This is a genomic window from Rhizobium sp. YTUHZ044, from assembly GCF_051123975.1.
Classification (GTDB): domain Bacteria; phylum Pseudomonadota; class Alphaproteobacteria; order Rhizobiales; family Rhizobiaceae; genus Rhizobium.
The window spans coordinates 678,526-696,738 of the sequence record NZ_CP101426.1; the positions used below are offsets into that span (position 1 = coordinate 678,526).

General features: G+C 63.9%; 11 protein-coding genes, 1 tRNA gene and 1 pseudogene. 6 read left to right on the top strand and 7 right to left on the bottom strand.

The window, feature by feature from the left end; translation table 11 throughout:
• Positions 1 to 401: 401 nt before the first annotated feature.
• Complete coding sequence (locus tag NL154_RS03255; RefSeq protein WP_434733560.1) at positions 402 to 1,595, top strand: phospholipase D family protein; 1,194 nt, start codon at positions 402 to 404, stop codon at positions 1,593 to 1,595.
• Positions 1,596 to 1,663: 68 nt separating this feature from the next.
• Here NL154_RS03255 and NL154_RS03260 read toward each other — a convergent pair whose 3' ends face one another.
• A complete protein-coding gene (locus tag NL154_RS03260; protein WP_434733561.1) occupies positions 1,664 to 2,443 on the bottom strand; it encodes an SDR family NAD(P)-dependent oxidoreductase in 780 nt (259 codons plus the stop codon).
• A 695-nt stretch (positions 2,444 to 3,138) separates the two neighbouring features.
• The gene (locus NL154_RS03265) at positions 3,139 to 3,753 is read right to left on the bottom strand and encodes a TetR/AcrR family transcriptional regulator (RefSeq protein WP_434733562.1); all 615 of its coding nucleotides are present in this window, start codon (positions 3,751 to 3,753) and stop codon (positions 3,139 to 3,141) included.
• Positions 3,754 to 3,864: 111 nt separating this feature from the next.
• Here NL154_RS03265 and NL154_RS03270 point away from each other — a divergent pair, with 111 nt between their 5' ends.
• The 3 genes from NL154_RS03270 (at position 3,865) to NL154_RS03280 (ending at position 8,367) form a co-directional block, all read left to right on the top strand.
• Entirely contained in the window at positions 3,865 to 4,551 is a 687-nt protein-coding gene (locus tag NL154_RS03270) for a PspA/IM30 family protein (protein WP_434733563.1), read from the top strand.
• Positions 4,552 to 4,597: 46 nt separating this feature from the next.
• A complete protein-coding gene (locus tag NL154_RS03275) occupies positions 4,598 to 4,879 on the top strand; it encodes a YiaA/YiaB family inner membrane protein (protein ID WP_097597578.1) in 282 nt (93 codons plus the stop codon).
• A gap of 92 nt (positions 4,880 to 4,971) precedes the next feature.
• Positions 4,972 to 8,367, top strand: a complete 3,396-nt coding sequence (locus NL154_RS03280) for an acyl-[ACP]--phospholipid O-acyltransferase (protein ID WP_434733564.1) — start codon at positions 4,972 to 4,974, stop codon at positions 8,365 to 8,367.
• 1,178 nt (positions 8,368 to 9,545) lie between these two features.
• Here NL154_RS03280 and NL154_RS03285 read toward each other — a convergent pair.
• The 3 genes and pseudogenes from NL154_RS03285 to NL154_RS03295 form a co-directional block, all read right to left on the bottom strand.
• Positions 9,546 to 9,831: pseudogene (locus NL154_RS03285) on the bottom strand (GIY-YIG nuclease family protein).
• A gap of 792 nt (positions 9,832 to 10,623) precedes the next feature.
• The gene (locus NL154_RS03290) at positions 10,624 to 11,817 is read right to left on the bottom strand and encodes a TCR/Tet family MFS transporter (protein WP_434733565.1); all 1,194 of its coding nucleotides are present in this window, start codon (positions 11,815 to 11,817) and stop codon (positions 10,624 to 10,626) included.
• A gap of 639 nt (positions 11,818 to 12,456) precedes the next feature.
• Positions 12,457 to 12,588: a hypothetical protein gene (locus NL154_RS03295; RefSeq protein WP_259666004.1), complete on the bottom strand. Its 132-nt coding sequence runs from the start codon at positions 12,586 to 12,588 to the stop codon at positions 12,457 to 12,459.
• Positions 12,589 to 12,692: 104 nt separating this feature from the next.
• Here NL154_RS03295 and NL154_RS03300 point away from each other — a divergent pair, with 104 nt between their 5' ends.
• Positions 12,693 to 15,668 (top strand): NAD(P)-dependent oxidoreductase, encoded by a 2,976-nt coding sequence (locus NL154_RS03300; RefSeq protein WP_434733566.1) that lies wholly within the window; start codon positions 12,693 to 12,695, stop codon positions 15,666 to 15,668.
• 201 nt (positions 15,669 to 15,869) lie between these two features.
• On the opposite strand, the gene NL154_RS03305 is transcribed toward NL154_RS03300, so the two are convergent.
• Complete coding sequence (locus NL154_RS03305) at positions 15,870 to 16,277, bottom strand: hypothetical protein (protein WP_221146754.1); 408 nt, start codon at positions 16,275 to 16,277, stop codon at positions 15,870 to 15,872.
• A 263-nt stretch (positions 16,278 to 16,540) separates the two neighbouring features.
• Here NL154_RS03305 and NL154_RS03310 point away from each other — a divergent pair.
• Positions 16,541 to 16,617, top strand: a tRNA-Pro gene (locus NL154_RS03310).
• A 182-nt stretch (positions 16,618 to 16,799) separates the two neighbouring features.
• On the opposite strand, the gene NL154_RS03315 is transcribed toward NL154_RS03310, so the two are convergent.
• On the bottom strand, positions 16,800 to 17,900 hold the full coding sequence (locus tag NL154_RS03315; RefSeq protein ID WP_434733567.1) for a septal ring lytic transglycosylase RlpA family protein: 1,101 nt from the start codon (positions 17,898 to 17,900) through the stop codon (positions 16,800 to 16,802).
• Positions 17,901 to 18,213 lie beyond the last annotated feature (313 nt).

Genomic DNA, 18,213 nt, shown 5'->3' on the forward strand with positions numbered 1-18,213 from the left:
CCGGCCAAACTCATCAGCGTATCCTGAAATCCGACGTCACCAAACGCCGCCGCCTCCCGCTGCGCCTTTGTCAAATATTGTGCCTAATCACAAAGGTTGAGGTGGCGACCAGGATACACGCGCTTGTTAAACCTAGTGCGCGGGATCTAGGATTAGGCGTGCGCATCTAAGAATGGGGGAGTAGGGATGCAACAAGGTCGTTTTCTGGGTGGAAGCACCGCCATTGGTCCAGGAGCAGGGCGCTCGACGGGACAAGTAAGTGAGATTGCCTCATGCAAATTGGCTACTGCCCATTCGGCGAGAGCGGAGCATCAGCTTAATTCCCTGAACCCGTTACGCCAGGAAAAACTAGATGTCTATTCGCCAGCCATATCTCAGATGAACAAGCCCGGTGGTGCGCTATGACTTCGCGTCTGGTTGATGCAGGATGGGCAGAAGAGCTAAACACGGCACTCCAGCTCGAACCTCGTAATCTCAGTCTCATATCTCCGTTTCTCAAACAGAAGGCTATCAGGCGGGTCTTGTCGCGCAACCCGCAACTTGTGCGTGTGATAACTCGCTTCAGTCTTGCGGACTTCGCGGACGGAGTAAGCGACATCGCAGCGCTGAGAAGCTTGCTAGTCGCTGGTGCGAGGGTGCGCGGGGTTCGGAATCTTCACGCCAAGGTGTATGTATTCGGTTCTAGGCGCACAATCGTGACATCTGCCAACTTGACGGAGGCGGCGCTGACCAGAAACCATGAGTTCGGTCTCGTGTCTGATGACGCAGAAATAATTTCCGCATCTACTCGTTATTTCGATGCACTCTGGGAGTGCGCCGGAAGAGATTTGACGGCAAGGCAACTGGATGAATGGGAGCAAACGGTCACAATGCATCTCGCAAGCGGAGGACCACGTTTTCGCCTCGAGGAGTTAGCGGATTACGGCACCGACGCCACAGGGGTTCTTCAATCTGGCGCACCGCCGGTTCCAGGTCCAATTCCCCAGGCTGAACAAGCGTTCGTGAAGTTTCTGGGCGAGGGCAGCAATAGGGTTCCACTCTCCTATTCGACGCGGGACGAAATCGACAGTGCGCTTTGTCATTGGGCGCTTGCATACCCAGCCACTAAGAGACCTCAAGCAGTCAAGGAAGGTGCGGTGATGTTCATAGGCCGGCTGACCTATGAACCAACGGACATATTCATATTCGGCCGCGCCACTGGGATGCGACACGTGCCTGGACGTGACGATGCCTCGGCAGATGAAATCACGCAACGACCCTGGAAGAAGACATGGTCGCGGTACATACGAGTCCATCATGCAGAATTCATCGCGGGAACGATGGCGAATGGAATCTCGCTCAAGGAAATGATGGACACCCTCGGCCCGGATGCATTTACCTCGACACAGCGAAATCAAGCTCGGGGCGAGGGGAATACCAACCCCTACAACGCCTATCGCCAACAGGCAGCAGTTGAGCTCTCGCCCCAAGGGCAGCTTTGGCTGAGCGAGCGGCTACAGAGGGCTCTGGTGGTACACGGCAGGGTCCCACAGGAGGAGCTGAACAAGCTTGGGTGGCCGAAGATCCATGAAAGCTTGATCGCTGCGTTGGCGTAGTCTAGCGGCCTGCCCAGACAAGTCTGTCAGCGCTCCGGCTCCTCAAGCGCCGGCGCCGCTCTTACGCCTCAGCCGTGCCGCTCAAAGAGACGAACACCTGTGAGTTCAACCAACTTCTCCACCAGCTCCTCCTGAAGTGCGACATCACACACCTCCGCCGCCGCCCCCCGCTGCTGCAGGTGATACCAATACCCGCCGCTCATCTTCGCAGCTTTGTCCTCGCTCGTCGCCAGCCACGTCTGCGTCAGATGCCCCATCTCCAGATCGTCAGGCGCGCCGGCGCCGCCCATCTTGGTCGGCACCCAGCCGGGGTCGACCGCGTTGCTGAGGACGTCGGGCCAGTGGCGGGCGATGGCGGCGGCCAGCGTGGCGATGTAGAGCTTGCTTTCGGAATAGGCCTGGCTGGCGCTCCAGGGCCGCTTCTTCCAGTCGATATCGTCAAGCGCGCTGCTGCCGCTGCGGTGCATGCCGCTGGTGAGATAGATCAGCCGGTGGGGCCGCGTGATCCAGGCGGTGAGGAGATAGGGGGCGAGCGTGTTGACCGCCAGCGTCTTGGCGTGGCCTTCGGGCGTGTCGCCGCGGCTGCGCTCGAGGTAGATGCCGGCATTGTGGATGACGGCGTCCATGCGGCCGATGGCGTTGACCTGCTCGGCGATCGAGCGGGTTTCCGCGGCGCTGGCGAGATCGCCGATGACGAGGCCGAGGGCGGCGGCGGAGGTCTCGGCGATGGCTGCGGCGCGCTCGTGGGAGCGGGCGTGGAGCACGACCTCGTGGCCTTCGCGGATGAGGGTGCGGGCGGCGGCGAGACCGAGGCCATCGGTGGAACCGGTGATGAAGATGCGGCTCATGGGGGTTCCTTTCGCGAGCGGTGGCGGGACAGAGTGCTGGGTAGGGGTGCTTCGGTCAAGGTGGGATGGTCGACAAGTCCGCCAGCGAGCGGGTGCGGTTTTGCAGATTGGTTCCCACCTCCTCCGTCATCCTCGGGCTTGACCCGAGGATCCACACGCAGCACTCGAGTACATACGTTCACGGACAGGATGCTCCCTGCCGCTCCGTCTGCCGACGGCCAGCACAATGCGCGCGGCATGGATCCTCGGGTCAAGCCCGAGGATGACGGAGAGTGGGGTGAGGCTTAGGCCGGAACCGCGAGGCCGTTCGCCGGATGATGCCGCTCCGTCTGACACGGCGAGCACAATGCTCGGGGCATGGATCCGAGGGTCAAGCCCTGGGATGACGGAGAGTGGGGTGAGGCTCCGGCTGGTTCCGCAAGGCCCTCAGTCAGATGATGCCGCTCCATGCGCCTACGGCCTGCACAATGCGCGCGGCGTGGATCCCAGGGTCAAGCCCTGGGATGACGGAGGAGAGGGTGGGGCTCGGCGAAAACGGCAATGTCGTCAGTCGGATGATACCGCTCCATGCGCCGCCGGCCGGCACAATGCTCCGGGCATGGATCCTCGGGTCAAGCCCTGGGATGACGGAGTATGAGGTGGGCTCGGCGAAAGAAACCGCAACGTCAGTCTACGCCACTCCACCCAACACCACCTCACACCCCCTGCCGTCGCCGCTCCGCGCCTGCCGCAATCGTCTGCACCAGCTCGTCCACCTCGCGTGCCAGCCGTTCCAGCGGCAATCCCACGAAGCGCCCCTCCAGGCTGATGCTGACCACCCCATGCACCGCGCCGAACAACGTGCGGGCGCGGATGGCGCGGTCTTCGGCGGGCATGTCGGGTTGCAGTTCGGCGAGCGGTTCGGCGATCACGTCCATCAGGAAGAGGTGTTCGTCGAGGTGCCATTGCGGCGTCGGGCTGGTGGCGGGGGGGAAGTGGTCGAACAGCGCCTTCCAGAGATTGCGGTGTTCCACGGCAAAGGCGAGGTAGCCCTGGGCGAGGTTGCGCAGGCGGTCGGTCGGGCTCTTGCCCCTGGCCTCGTCAAGCGTCAGCCGCGCCTCCAGCGCCTTCAGCGTCGAAGAGTTGACGTGGATAACGAGCTCGGCGAGGTCGGAAAAGACGGTGTAGAGGCCGCCGAGCGCGCAGCCGGCATCCTGGGTGATGTCGCGGGCGCGCAGATTACCAAGCCCGTCGCGGGCGATGCGCTCGCGCGCCGCCTCGATCAGCCGGGCCTTCAAATCCTCACGTTTTTCTTCCCGTCGACCGGCCATTAACCATTTCCTTCCGAATTTTTGAACGCCGTTCAAAAATATTCTTGAACGCCGTTCATGATTCTGCCATAACTCATCTCGTGAACAACGTTCATAAACCGGAGGAAGGAAATGTTCAAACTGATTTCCATATTGCTGCGGGGCAGGGCGCATGATGCCGAGCAGGCCTTCGCCGATCGCCACGCCGTGCCGCTGCTGGCCCAGCAGATCCGCGATGCCGCCCAATCGATCCAGTCGGCGCGGCGCAGCGTCGCCGTCGCCATTGCCCAGAACGAGCAGGAGAAGGCGCAGCATCAGGCGATCCTTGCCCGCATCGCCGATCTCGAGACCCGCGCCACCGCAGCACTCACCAAGGGCAACGAGGGCCTGGCGCGGGAAGCGGCCGAAGCGATCGCCTTTCTCGAGGCCGAGCGCGACGCGTCGGAACAGGCGCAAAGCCAGTTCACCACCGGTATCGCCAAGCTGAAGGGCATCGTCAGGGATGCCGAGGCGCGGCTGCAGGCGCTGCAGCGCGGCGAGCGGCTAGCCCGCGCCACTCAGGAGGCGCAGAAGCTCGATATCGCAGTCGCCGGCCCCGGCCTTGCGACCCTCGACGAGGCCGAGGAGACGCTGGCCCGGCTTCGCCTGCGCCAGAGCCAGAACGAGCTGACGGCAGCGGCGCTGAAGGAGATGGAAAGCGCCACGCGGCCGGCCGGCATCATCGAAAAGCTTGCCAATGCCGGCTGCGGCGCGCCGCTTACCTCATCGGCCGATGACGTGCTCGCCCGGCTGAAGAGCCGCATTACGCCGGCCGCCTGACATCCCCATCCCACCATTCACCCCTCAAAATTAAAGGGTCACTGACATGAACGACAGTTTCCAGAAACATTCCGCCAGCTGGGTCAGCTTCTCCTACTTCTCCTTCGGCGCCGCCGCCTTCATGCTGGCGCTCGGCCTCTACATGATGCCGCTCGATCTCTGGGGGAAGGGCTATCTCGCCATGGGCATATTGATGCTGGTGCAGACGACGGTGAATATTACCAAGACGCTGCGCGACAATGCCGAATCCGAGAAGCTGATCCGCAAGGTCGAAGATGCCCGCACCGAAAAGCTGCTGGTCAAATTCAATCGTAACGGTGAAGATTGATCTTCCTTAACCACATCGCAGAGTTGTTATCGCACTCAACTTTTGCGTAACAACTCTGTGGCCTTCTCTGCCCACGAAAAGAGGGTCTCGCCGTGCAACACAATCTGATGACATCGAGGAAATTCGCGCCGCTGTTCTGGACGCAGTTCCTGACCGCCTTCAACGACAATTTCCTCAAGAATACGCTGGTCTTCCTCATCCTCTTCAAGATGTCGGCGAGCGAGGGCGCGGCGCTGGTGACGCTTGCCGGCGTCATCCTCATCGTGCCCTTCCTGCTGCTTTCGGCGCTGGGCGGCGAAATCGCCGACAAGCACGACAAGGCCAAGGTGGCGGAACTGCTGAAACGCTGCGAGATCGGCATAGCGGCCCTTGCCGTCGTCGGGCTGGCCTTCTCCTCGATTTTTGTGCTGATGGCGGCGCTCTTCGGCTTCGGCATCGTCTCGGCGCTGTTCGGGCCGATCAAATACGGCATCCTGCCCGATCATCTCGAACGCCGCGACCTGCCGAAGGCCAATGCCTGGATCGAGGGCGGCACCTTCATCGCCATCCTTGGCGGCACGATCATCGCAGCACTCGCCTTTTCAAGTGGCGACAATGTCGTCCTCTTCGGCTCGATGATGATGGGGCTGTCGGTGCTCTGCTGGCTGTCGGCCCGCATGATCCCGCCGACCGGCTCCAAGGCGCCGGATCTTGAGGTCGACCGCAACGTCATCCGCTCCAGCTACACGCTGGTCATGGAGATCCGTAGGGATACGCGGCTGTGGCGCTCGGCGCTGATGAACTGCTGGTTCTGGCTGGTCGGCGCCTTCACGCTCTCCATCCTGCCGACCATGGTGACCGAGCTGCTCGGCGGCTCCGAGCTCGTCGTGCCCGCCTATCTCACGGTGTTCGCGATTGCCGTCGCCGTCGGTTCGGGCATTGCCGCCTGGATGTCGGCGGGCCGCGTCGTGCTGTTGCCGGCCCCCGTCGGCACGGCGCTGCTCGGCCTCTTCAGCCTCGATCTCGCCTGGAACCTCTGGGGCCTCACCTCGACCTCGCACGCGACGACGATCCTCGATTTCTTCGCCGGCGAAAATACCATCCGCGTCGCCATCGATCTCGCCGGCATGGCGATCTCGGGCGCCTTCATCGCCGTGCCGACCTTCGCCGCCCTGCAGACATGGGCGCATGAGGATCACCGCGCCCGCGTCATCGGCGCCGCCAATGTGCTGTCTGCGCTGTTCATCACCGTCGGCCTCGGTTTGGTCGCCGCCATCCAGGCGCTCGGGGCCTCCATTCCGCAGATTCTGATCGGCCTCGGCATCGTCAATTTCGGCGTCGCCTGGCTGATGCTGAAGACGCTGCCGACCAATGCCTTCCGCGATTTCATCTCGATCCTGTTCCGCGCCTTCATGCGCCTCGAGGTCGAGGGGCTGGAGAATATCAAGAAGGCCGGCCCGGCGCCGATCATTGCGCTGAACCATGTCAGCCTGCTCGACGGCGCGCTCGCGCTCGCCATCACCGAGGAGGAGCCGACCTTCGCCGTCGATTACAAGATCGCCCAGGCCTGGTGGGTGCGCCCCTTCCTGAAAATGTGCAAATTCCTGCCGCTCGACCCGACCAAGCCGATGGCGACACGCTCGCTGATCAAGGTGGCGCAGGAAGGCAATGCGATCGGCATCTTCCCCGAGGGCCGGCTGACGGTGACCGGCACGCTGATGAAGGTCTATGACGGCGCCGCCATGGTCGCCGACAAGACAGGCTCGATGGTGGTGCCGGTCAAGATCGACGGGCTGGAAAAGACCTATTTCTCCTATCTCGACGACGGCAAGATCCGCCGCCGGCTGTTCCCCAAGGTCAAGGTCACCATTCTCGAGCCGGTCAAGCTCGAAGTGCCCACGGAGCTGAAGGGCCGCAAGCGCCGCACGGCGGCTGGCGCCGCACTCTACCAGGTGATGTCGAACCTGCTCTTCCGCACCGCCGATACCTCGTCGACCGTGCTCGAGCGGGTCATCCGCGCCGGCCACGAATTCGGCATGAAGAAGCCTGCGGTCGAGGATCCGGTCACCGGCCGGCTGACCTATGGCAAGCTCCTGACCGGGGCGGCCGTGCTCGGCGCCAAGTTCCGCGCCCGTTTCCCGGAACAGAACCTCGGCGTCATGCTGCCGAATGCCAATGGCGCCGCCGCCACCATCCTCGGCGTCATGTCGGCCGGCAAGGTGCCGGCGATGCTGAACTTCACCGCGGGCGCCGCCAATATCCTCTCGGCCTGCAAGGCGGCCGAGGTGAAACACGTGCTGACCTCGCGCGCCTTCGTCGCCCAGGCCAAGCTCGGTCCCGTCGTCGAGGAGCTGGAAAAGCAGCTGACGATCGTCTGGCTCGACGATCTCAGAGACGAAATCTCGTTCAAGGACAAGATCATCGGGCTTCTGAGAAAATCGCGGCCGCTGGTCAAACGCCAGGCCGACGATCCGGCCGTCATCCTCTTCACCTCGGGCTCCGAGGGCACGCCGAAGGGTGTGGTGCTGACCCACCGCAACGTGCTGTCGAACGCCGCCCAGGCCGCCGCCCGCATCGATTTCCACAGCGGCGACAAGGTGTTCAACATCCTGCCCGTCTTCCATTCCTTCGGGCTGACGGCCGGCACCGTGCTGCCGCTGATCTCGGGCGTGCCGGTCTATTTCTATCCGTCGCCGCTGCATTACCGCATCGTGCCGGAGCTGATCTATGTCTCCAACGCCACGATCATCTTCGGCACCGATACCTTCCTCAACGGTTATGCCAGAACGGCGCATCCGTATGATTTCCGCTCGATCCGCTATATCTTCGCCGGCGCCGAGCCGGTGAAGGCGGCAACCCGGCAGACCTATATGGAAAAGTTCGGCCTGCGCATCCTCGAAGGTTACGGCGTCACCGAGACCGCGCCTGTGATCTCCATCAATACGCCGATGTACAACCGCTCCGGCACGGTCGGCAAAATCCTGCCGGGCATGGAATGGAAGCTCGAGCCGGTGCCCGGCATCGACGAGGGCGGCCGCCTGCATGTGCGCGGCGCCAATGTCATGGCCGGTTACCTCCGCGCCGAAAAGCCCGGCGTGCTCGAGCCGCTCGCCGATGGCTGGCACGACACCGGCGACATCGTCAGCATCGACGAGGACGGCTTCGTCAAGATCCGCGGCCGCGCCAAGCGCTTCGCCAAGATCGGCGGCGAGATGGTGTCGCTGGCGGCAATCGAGGCGCTCGCCGCCGAGCTCTGGCCCGCCGCACTCTCCGTCGTCTCCTCGCTGCCCGACCCCAAGAAGGGCGAGCGCCTGGTGCTCTTGACCGACGCCGAAACCGCCACCCGCGCCGAATTCCTCGCCTTCGCCAAGTCGAAGGGCGCGATGGACATGATGGTCCCGGCCGAGGTCACCATCGGCAAGGTGCCGGTGCTGGGCTCCGGCAAGGTGGATTTCGTCGCCGCCCGCAAGCTGGCGGAGGGGGCGGCGGAGAAGGAAGAGGCGGCGTGAGCGCCGGCGTTGGGCGGGGGAGGGCGCCAGCTCTCCTCTGTCGCCAGACGCGCCGCCGGCACAGCCTGTGCGGCGCCGCTTTTGCCGTCGCTTCATCGCCGCCGCTGGCGATGCTTCGCGGCACCACCTCGCTTCCGCGTTGGCGCACTTATGCATCCCAGCCGCACCCCTCGTCCGCGTCGGCTTATGCGTCCGGGCACCACCTCTCCTTCGTCATCCCAGGGCTTGACCCTGGGATCCATGCGGCTGGCGCTGAACAGCAATGGCCTCCCACCGCAGAGAAATCGAAGCCTCGTGCTTGGCTGTGGATCCCAGGGTCAAGCCCTGGGATGACGGAGTGTTGGGGTGGCGTTATCGCCACACGTACCGACGGTGCAGCTTGAGAGCGGGCGGTGCGTGCGGCGTCGCTTTGCCGAGGCTTGTGCGCCGCTTTTGCCATGGCTTCCTCACCGCTGCCGGCGATGCGTCGCGGCATCAATCCTCTTCCGCGCCGTCCAGGCTTATGCGTCCCGGCGCCGCCTCTCCTCGCAGTGAGCCGATCTGTCGCGCGACCGCCTCTCCTCGCGCCGGCGGGCTTGTGCATCCCGGCACCACCTCTCCTCTGTCATCCCAGGGTTGACCCTGGGATCCATGCGGCTGGCACTGGTGAAGAGAGTGATGGCCTGCGGGGAAACGATTGAAGCCGCGCGCCGGGCTTGTGCATCCCGGCACGACCTCTCCTCCGTCATCCCAGGGCTTGACCCTGGGATCCACGCGGCTGGCACTGCGGGGAGGGTGATGGGCTGCGGGGAAGCGATTGAAGCCGCGCGCTTGGTTGTGGATCCCAGGGTCAAGCCCTGGGATGATGGAGTGTGGGGGTGGCGTTATCGCCACACGTACCGCCGGTGCAGCTTGAGAGCCGGCGCAGTTTGTGAGGCGCTGCATTTGCCGTAGCTAGTGTGGCGCCGCGTCTGCCGAAGCGTCATCGCTGCCGCCGATGCGTCCCGGCACTACCTCTGCTGCGCGCTGGCGGGCTTATGTGCTGCGCCACCACCTCTCTTCAGCGCTGGCGGCTTATGCATCCCGGCACCACCTCTCCTCGCAGTGAGCCGATCTGTCTCGCGACCACCTCTCCTCCGTCATCCCAGGGCTTGACCCTGGGATCCATGCCCAGAGCACCACAGAAGGCGCAGCCGGCATCACCACAGCGTCAGATAAAGATCATCCCACTCGGGATTCATCGCCTCGACCAGGTCGATCTTCCATTGCCGGTTCCATCGTTTCAATGATTTCTCGCGCTGGATGGCGCTGCCGATGTCCCAATGCTCCTCGTACCAGACGAGGCGGGGTGCAGCCATATTTCCAGGCAAAGCCCGGTGTCAGTCCTTCGCGATGCTCGTAGATGCGGCGCTCCAGATCGGATGTCACGCCGATATAGAGGGTGCCGTTTTTCTGGTTGGTGACGATGTAAACATATCCTGCCATGTGGGCAGAGTGCTTGGCTGTGGATCCCAGGGTCAAGCCCTGGGATGACGGAGTGTGGAGTTGGCATTCTCGCCAAACGCACCGCCGGCGCAGCCTGTGAGGCGCCGCATTTGCCGTAGCTAGTGTGGCGCCGCGTCTGCCGAAGCGTCATCGCTGCCGCCGACGCGTCGCGGCACCACCTCTCCTCCGCGCCGGCGTTATGCATCCCGGCACCACCTCTCCTCCGTCATCCCAGGGCTTGACCCTGGGATCCATGCGGCTGGCACTGCGGGAAGAGCGCTGGCATCTTCTCGTAGGGAAGGAATTGAAGCCGCGTGCTTGGCTGTGGATCCCAGGGTCAAGCCCTGGGATGACGGAGTGTGGAGTTGGCGTTCTCGCCAAACGCACCGCCGGCGCAGCTTGAGAACCGGCGCAGCTTGTGAGACCTCGCTTTCGCCGAGGCTTGTGTGGGGTCGCTTTGCCGAAGCTTCCTCACCGCTGCTGAGCCGACGCGTCGCGGCACCACCTCGCCTCCGCGCTGGCGGACAAATACATCCCGCCACCACCTCTCGTCCGCGCCGGCTTGTGCGTGCCGGCACCACCTCTCCTCCGTCATCCCAGGGCTTGACCCTGGGATCCATGAGGCTGGCGCTGAGCAGCAATGGCCACCCACCGCAGAGAAATTGAAGCCGCGTGCCAGGTCGTGGATCCCAGGGTCAAGCCCTGGGACGACGGAGGGTGGGGTTGGCGTCCTCGCCAAACGCCGATGACCGGCTCCCGGAGGGATTCCAGCGAGACCAGTGCCGCAGCGGTTCAACTCGCCGGCGCCGTTTCCCTCTTCCTCAGCCCGAGACCGAGAACCAGCGGCACGGCGAGCGCATAGACGGCGACGACCGACAGCCAGATGGCGCCCGGCCATGCCTGCCGGACGAGGAAATAGAGGCTGGAAAAGCCGAGCGGCGCCGCGATCGAGGCGAGGCTGACGGCCGAGGCCAGCACGCCTTGGAACTGGCCTTGGCTGTTTTCATCCACCTGCCGGGTGGCGAGAGACTGCAGCGCCGGCACGCCGATGCCGCCGAGCGCGAAGACCGGCATGATCGCGAAAATCATCCAGCCGCGCTCGGCAAGGGCCATGACGAAAAGTGCGATGGCGGCGCCGGCGACGCCGGTCAGGATTGCCCCGCGTTCGCCGAGCAGTTTGACCGCCGGCCCCGGCAGGAGGGCCTGGGCCAGCGTCTGGCAGATGCCGAAGGCGCCGAGCGACAGGCCGACCCAAAGCCCGTTCCACCGGAAGGCGTCGCTGCCCCAGAGCGCCCAGCAGGTGCCGTAGGCCTCGCCGGTGGCGCTGAAGATGAAAAAGAGGATGACAACCGGCAGCCGGCTCCTGACCGCCAGCACCGAGCGCAGCGGCCGGAGCGGATTGAGCGCGGCAAGGTCGATCCTCGCGCGGCTGCCCCGGCGCGATTCCGGCAGGATGAAGCAGGCGAGCAGCAGGTTGGCGCCGTTGAGTGCGGCCGCCGCGATGAAGGGCAGCCGCAGCCAGTGATCGCCGAGCACGCCGCCGAGGACCGGGCCGATGATGAAGCCGAGGCCGAACATGGCGTTGAACAGGCCGAACCGGCGGGCGCGTTTTTCCTCCGGCGAGATGTCGGTGATATAGGCGGTGGCCACCGAGACGTTGGCGCTCGTCAGCCCCGCGACCGCCCGGCCGATGAAGAGCAGCAGCAGGTTGGGCGCGAGCGCCAGGAACAGGTAGTTGACGGCTGCACCGGCAAGCGAAAGCAGCAGCACCGGCCGGCGACCGAGCCGGTCGCTCAGGGCCCCGAGCACCGGCGCGAAGATGAACTGCATCACCGCGTAGAGCGCCGTCATCGCGCCGATCGTGGGCGCGATGTTGTCGGCATGGGTGATCTCCTGCAGCAGCGACGGCAGGATGGGGAAAATCAGCCCGATGCCGACGGCATCGAGGACAATGGCGGTGAAGATGACGATAAGGGATCTGGTCATGGGTGCGTTCCGGGTCGACGCGAGCGCACGAGCGCCTGGGGCCAGCAAAGGCCGCAGAGCGGGCCGATGGCTCACGATGAGGCCTGATCTCGTCAGGCGCTGGTTTCAGGGAGTGCTGGCCGAACCATGGCTGAAGCGCATGGCCGGCGTGTGCTCGACCGCCTGGACGACCCATTCGTCCACCTGTTTACTCCGCCACTGAGCGGATCAAGGGAGGCAGTCGCTTTTCGCGACGGCAAAGACATACGCCGGAGCGGGGCGCGCGGCAAGCCCGTTTTTGTGCGGGGATGGTTGCGGCTGTGATGCTTTGTGGCGCCGCGCTCACGGTTCGCTTCGCGCCCTGACGAGGCTTTTGGTCCCCGGCACTACCTCTCCTCCTCCATCCCGGGCACCACCTCTCCTCCGTCATCCCAGGGCTTGACCCTGGGATCCATGCGGCTGGCACTGCAGAAGAGCGATGATCTGAAGGGGAACAATTGAAGCCGCGCGCCTGGCTGTGGATCCCAGGGTCAAGCCCTGGGATGACGGAATGTGGGGTGGCGTTCTCGCCAAACGCGCCGATGACCGGCTCCCGGACGAATCCGGGCCGCACCAGGCCTGCCGCAGCGGTTCAGCTCGCCGGCGCCCGCTCCGGCGTCGTCATCCGAGACCCGGAGCGAGCGGCACGGTGAGCGCATAGAACATCGCGTTGAACAGGCCGAAGCGGCGCGCGCGTTTCGCCTCCGGCGAGATGTCGGTGATCTTGGCGGTGGCTACCGAAACGTTGGCCACCAATGACGCGTTTCGCCTGTCCTTCGGCGCATATGAGCTTGTCCTGCCCGTGCACTCGCTTCACCATGAAGGCAACTTCAGCTCCGCAAACAGACAGGCAGGCCATGACAGATATCGCGCAGATGCAGGAACAGCGATTGAGCGCCCTTCGACAGACCGCGTCGGGCGCGCCGAAGCTGCCGTCCAACCCGTTCTTCGGCGTCGGGCCGATCACCGATGCGACGACCGATGAAGTCGATAGCCGCCTGCGGCGCATCGCCTTCGACGCCTGGATCGAAAAGACCTATCGCAAGTTCGACGATCGGGGCAACGATATCGGCGGCTTCACCACGGCCGAGATTTCCCGCAGCATGCATCGCGGCTATCCGGCCGACAAGATCCTGACCGACATGATGCGGGCGATCCATCGCTATTTCGGTTTCCCGAAGGTCAACCGCATGGCGGTCGGGCTCGGTGGCGGCCATAGCGGCTTCACCGTCTGCATCCAGCACCTGATGAATGGCAACGACGCTTCCCAGCGCGTCTATGTCGATACGCCGCGGCCGGAGAGCGATCCGTCGAAGGCCGCCGGCTTCTTCCGCCAGTCCTGGGCGACACAGCTGATCGAGATGCAGCGTTTCGCCGAAAAGGGCTGCGAGAGCCGCATTCATTTCGCCGCCTCCGAAGGCGTGATCCCCACGGCGGGCGAACTTGCCGACCTCGGCGTGTCGATCTTCGTCGGCGTCGGCCACGAGACGACGGGGGCGAACGCCTATACCAGCGGCGAGATCCGCGAGCTCTTGAGCTGGCTCGACGGCGACCCGGCCAACCGCCATGCGGTGTTCGACGCCACCTCGATGCTCGGCGCCATGCCGTGGGAGCCGGAACTGGTCAGCGCCGTGATGGCGAAATGCTGCCTGTTCATGCCGTTCCAGAAGGCGATCGGCGGCATCTCGGGCTATTTCGTCGCCTCCTTCACGCCGCATGCGCTGGCGCTGATCGAGAAGAACCAGCAGGATCCGGCCTGGGCGATCCCGCGCCAGCTGAAGATCGCCCCGCCGATCGATCCGCGCCAGCCGTTTTCGGCCAAGCGCTCCGTCGATGCCGGCCCATTCTACGATGCGGCTGAAGACCGCATGCTCGGCGGCGTCATCAACACCTACAGCGCGCTCGCCTTTGCCGAGACCACTTTCGGCCTGCTGCAGTCGGAGGCCCGGGTCGGTTCCGTCGTCGAGCTCAACCGCCGCTCCGCCGCCAATCGCGCCGTCATCGACGAATGGGTCAAGTCGCATCCGCTGCTGTCCTTGACCGTCACCGATGCCGAACGGCGCGGGGCGGCGGTGACGCTGCTGAAGGTCGAGGACGCTGATATCACCGATCCCGCCATCCACGCCCGCATCATCGCCCGTTCCAAGCAGCTGCTCGGCTATGAGGGCATCACCCATCCGAACGGCGAATACGAGCCCGGCCTCGACGCGGCCCGCTACGTCAACGCCTTCCCCGGCACGCCGGGCGATTACCGCGCCTGGGTCGGCGGCATCCGCGAACCGGACGATGTCGTCGCGCTGCTTGATAATCTGCAATACGCCTATCTCAGAGCCAAGATCGTCGTGCTCGAGGAGGAGCTGGCAAGGAACGGCGTCACCTTCGAAGCGCCCGTCAAGGCCGATGGCGCCGTGCGCAAGGACGATCCGCACCGCGCTTATACCGTGCTGATCGCCGATCTGGTGGGCTTACGCTTCGGCGCCGACGGCGAGCCTGATTATAGCGAGGTCAAGGCCTATATCGAGGGGAAGGGCGGCAGCTTCCATCTCGGCCCGCTCGGTGATCGCGAAAGCCTCGAAAAGGGCCGCATCCATTTCTTCTATCAGCCGAACCTCAGCACCGAGGCGGAGATCCTGCCGCAGACCGACAAGGGCCAGTACGACGCGCTGATCGCCGCGGCGACCTTCATCCCGAAGGCCTCGGTCTTTCCGCTCGGCGGCGTGCGTATCGGCGCCGGCACCGGCAATATGGGCTCGGCCTCCTGGGGCGGCGGCAATGGCGAGGGCGGCACTGCGGCCCTGATGAACACGCCCGGCATCAACAGCCGGGCGACCGCCCAGATGGTGATGAAGGCGATCCTGAAGGTCGTTCCCGACCTGCCGGTCGACCGGCTGCACCGGATGGTCGCCGGCGGCGATTTCGATACCGGCCGCCAGCTCAAGGATTTTCCGACGGCAAAGCTCGAGGGCCGCAAGCTCGCCGTTCTCGGCTACGGCAATATCGGCCGTGAAGTCGCCAAGCTCGCCAAGGCTTTCGGCATGCAGGTGGCGATTTACGCCCGCGAACATCACCAGCGCTGGATCGAGGCCGAGGGCTTTACCTATGCCGCCAGCCCGGTGGAAGCCGCAAGCGGCGCCGACGTGCTTTCCGTCCATATCGGCCTCGGTCGCCTCGATGCATCGACCGGCCGATATTCCAACGCCGGCACCGTCGATGCCAAGGTGCTCTCCGCCATGAAGGACGGCGCTGTTCTCGTCAATTACGACCGCGGCGAGGTCGTCGATACCGATGCGCTCGATGCGGCCCTGTCGTCCGGCAAGATCGCCCATGCGGCGATCGACGCCGACCTCTTCCGGGATGTCGCGACCGGCGCGCTGAGCGGCCCGATGCTGCCCTACCTGCCGCTCGATGAGCGCCACAGGGCCAAGCTCGAACTGCTGCCGCATGCGGCCGCCGACACCGATCACCCCTCGCGGGTGAGCGGCGCCAAGCAGGCGGTCGACCAGATCTTCGATGTCATCCGCTTCAAGTCGGTCGTCAATCTGAAGGGCGACCTGCCGGAGGGCTACGTCACGGCCGGCAGCCGCACGCCGGCCGGCATCGGCAAGGTGACGAAGCAGGTGGTCGCGGAGGCCGGCGGCAAGGCCGCACTTCTGGAAGAGCTGCGCCAGACCTCGGAAAACATCGCCGCCGTCACCGGCGCGCTGTCCGCCGTCTCCGACCCGGCACACCGCGCGCGGATCGTCGCGCGTTACACCGGCCTTCTGGTCGAAAATGCCGACCGGCAGCGGGCGCTTCTCGATGAGCTCGGCCTCTACGGGCCGGCGGAGGGGTGAGATCCATCGACGCGGATAAGGGGGCCACACGGCACAGGCTGACCTCATCGTTCGCTCCGTGACAACGGGCGCGAACCCGCTGGCCTGAAACAATCTCCAACTGCCATTCATGCGGATGCTTCGAGGCAGAACTTGTGGATCCCAAACGAAAACAGGCGGCACTCGGGGCCGCCTGTCCTCACATGCCGAACGAAGCGTCCGTTATTTCTGTTCGGGCGCCAGGAACTCGGCGCAATAGGACGGGCCGTTGACGCCCGGGATGTCGGCGACGGTGCGGATGTCGCGGATCGTGTAGTCGGAATTGGTGGTGATTTCGGCCTGGCAGCGCAGATAGGCGGTGCGGGCGGCGGAAATCTGCTTGCCGCGCTTGCCGTCGGCGCCCTCGGCATATTTCGCCGGAATGCGCACGGTCTTGTAGCCGCCGCGCCAGGTATAGATGGTGCTCGCACCTTCCTCGCGATCGCTGATCGGCGGCCCGTAGGCGGCAAAGAAGATGCCGGCCGATTTGCCGACCCAGCGGGCCTCGATCGGATTGCCGGCGGAAGGTAAGGTCGTGCATCCGGCAAGCGCAATGGCAATCCCGGCCGCGGTAATGGTGCGGAGTTTCATCGTGTCGTCCCTGATCTCTAGCGCAATGGCTGCGAAGCCGCCGTCGCGACGGTTTCGCCTGTCCCGCCGAGCCCTTTAGCGCGGAACCCGGCAAAAGAAAATTGCCCCTTTTGCACTTCCGTTCGATTTGCTTGCGGTGTGTCTTTTTGCAAGCAGCGGCCTCTTCCGGCCGCTGTCATCAACCCGTCAAAAAATCCCTCGGCTTTTTGAAATTTGGTGCTTGTGCAACCAGATAGGCTGTTCTATAGAAGCGCCGCTGGTCACGGAGTGTAGCGCAGTCTGGTAGCGCACCACGTTCGGGACGTGGGGGTCGAGTGTTCGAATCACTCCACTCCGACCAGCCGAAAAGCCCGCGAAAGCGGGCTTTTTTCTTATTGCTAATATGCCTTGCGATCCGCCATCATGACAGCCACCCCGGACTTAGCATTTGATTCTGCTCTGGGGCGGTAGAATTGCTATATTGATTTTACAGCCACGGCTTTTGTCGACGGGGGCATGCGGATCGCGATCATGGGCCCGGCGCTATCGGCGGCTATCCTGGCACGATCGCCGCGGGTGGGCATGTCTCGTGGCGGCTTCTTGCGCACTCCAGGGAAGAACCATTGCTATTCCTCGCCGGCGGTGGCCTCTGAGTCGAGAGCGGCGTCGCTTTATCAACACAACCACCGTCAGACGCACATTGCGATTGACACCCTGTAACGGGAGAGCCTGAACCTCGCAGGAGCCGCGCTCACGACCATCACTATCCTCGTTCAGGCAGTATTTTTGTCGCGGCATCGATGGAGCGAATTCGGGCGTCCGCTCAAAGGTGGTAGGGCCGATCTCAGGGAACATCACGAATTGCCCGAATGTCTGAAACGCCGCCGCGGCGATTACCCCCGGCTGGTAGGAGGCGCTCATCGCCTTGATGGCAGGGTTCGCCCGTGACGACGAGAAATGATCGCCGGTCGACTGGTTCGAGGCTACCGTCACGTCGGTCGTGATCCGAGGCACTGGTTTGATGTCCTGGAGGCGATCACGCTTGCTGACGTAGGACGCCATAAGAAAAGGCATATCATGTCCGTCCGAGCGGGCGCGGCCTACATACTGGACCCGAACATAGGCCGTGCCATGGTGCTTCAGGTCCAGCAAATCTGCTGCCTTGCTGGAAAGGTCGATGATGCGGCCCCTATGGTAGGGACCGCGATCGTTAACACGCACGATGAGCGACGAACCGTTTTCAAGATTGGTCACCCTCACGTAGCTGGGCAAAGGGAGGGTGGGATGCGCGGCGGAAAGGTAATGCCTGTCGTAAACTTCGCCATTTGCAGTCAAGCGACCATGAAACGCTGAGCCGTACCAGGAAGCGACACCATTCCTGTCGTAACTCGGGTCCTCCTTCGGTGAGTAAAGTTTGCCTTTCACCACGTAGGGCTTGCCGACGGTATAACGGCCACCACCCTTGCGAATATTCCTGCCGTGGGCGGGTGGCGGGCTCGCCGTCACACCGTAAACCTTCTCGGAAACATATCCTTTGCTGCGATACGTGTTCGGTGTTTGTGTGGTCGTACAGGCACAGCATGCGCAGACCGCCATGATCGCCAGCCATCGCAAGCCCTTTGCAGCACTTACATCAATAGCCATCCGTTCATCGTTGACAACAGTCTTCCGTGTATCCGCGCCATGCGTCGATACAAACGCTCCTGCCGGCCGCGTACTCGAAGTTTGCTACGCGTGTGGTCGAGAGCGAGACATAATAGCAGCTCAAGCGCACTTCGACGCGCTACTGCCTTCTGGGATTGTGCCGTCATTCGCTCCATCCCTGAGATAATTGTGAAAGCTGGCCTGAGGGCAATAGTTCCATGGGGACACGCGATTTTACGCCGTACTTTGCCGGGGCCGGTTGCTACCTCAGGCACCGAGTGGTCGCCGAGCGGCATTGGATATCGACCACTAT

Excerpts from the sequence above, each read along its gene's own strand:
- NL154_RS03255 (WP_434733560.1), top strand. The coding sequence starts at position 402 with ATGACTTCGCGTCTGGTTGATGCAGGATGGGCAGAAGAGCTAAACACG.
- NL154_RS03260 (WP_434733561.1), bottom strand. The coding sequence starts at position 2,443 with ATGAGCCGCATCTTCATCACCGGTTCCACCGATGGCCTCGGTCTCGCC.
- NL154_RS03265 (WP_434733562.1), bottom strand. The coding sequence starts at position 3,753 with ATGGCCGGTCGACGGGAAGAAAAACGTGAGGATTTGAAGGCCCGGCTG.
- NL154_RS03270 (WP_434733563.1), top strand. The coding sequence starts at position 3,865 with ATGTTCAAACTGATTTCCATATTGCTGCGGGGCAGGGCGCATGATGCC.
- NL154_RS03275 (WP_097597578.1), top strand. The coding sequence starts at position 4,598 with ATGAACGACAGTTTCCAGAAACATTCCGCCAGCTGGGTCAGCTTCTCC.
- NL154_RS03290 (WP_434733565.1), bottom strand. The coding sequence starts at position 11,817 with ATGACCAGATCCCTTATCGTCATCTTCACCGCCATTGTCCTCGATGCC.
- NL154_RS03300 (WP_434733566.1), top strand. The coding sequence starts at position 12,693 with ATGACAGATATCGCGCAGATGCAGGAACAGCGATTGAGCGCCCTTCGA.
- NL154_RS03305 (WP_221146754.1), bottom strand. The coding sequence starts at position 16,277 with ATGAAACTCCGCACCATTACCGCGGCCGGGATTGCCATTGCGCTTGCC.
- NL154_RS03315 (WP_434733567.1), bottom strand. The coding sequence starts at position 17,900 with ATGGCTATTGATGTAAGTGCTGCAAAGGGCTTGCGATGGCTGGCGATC.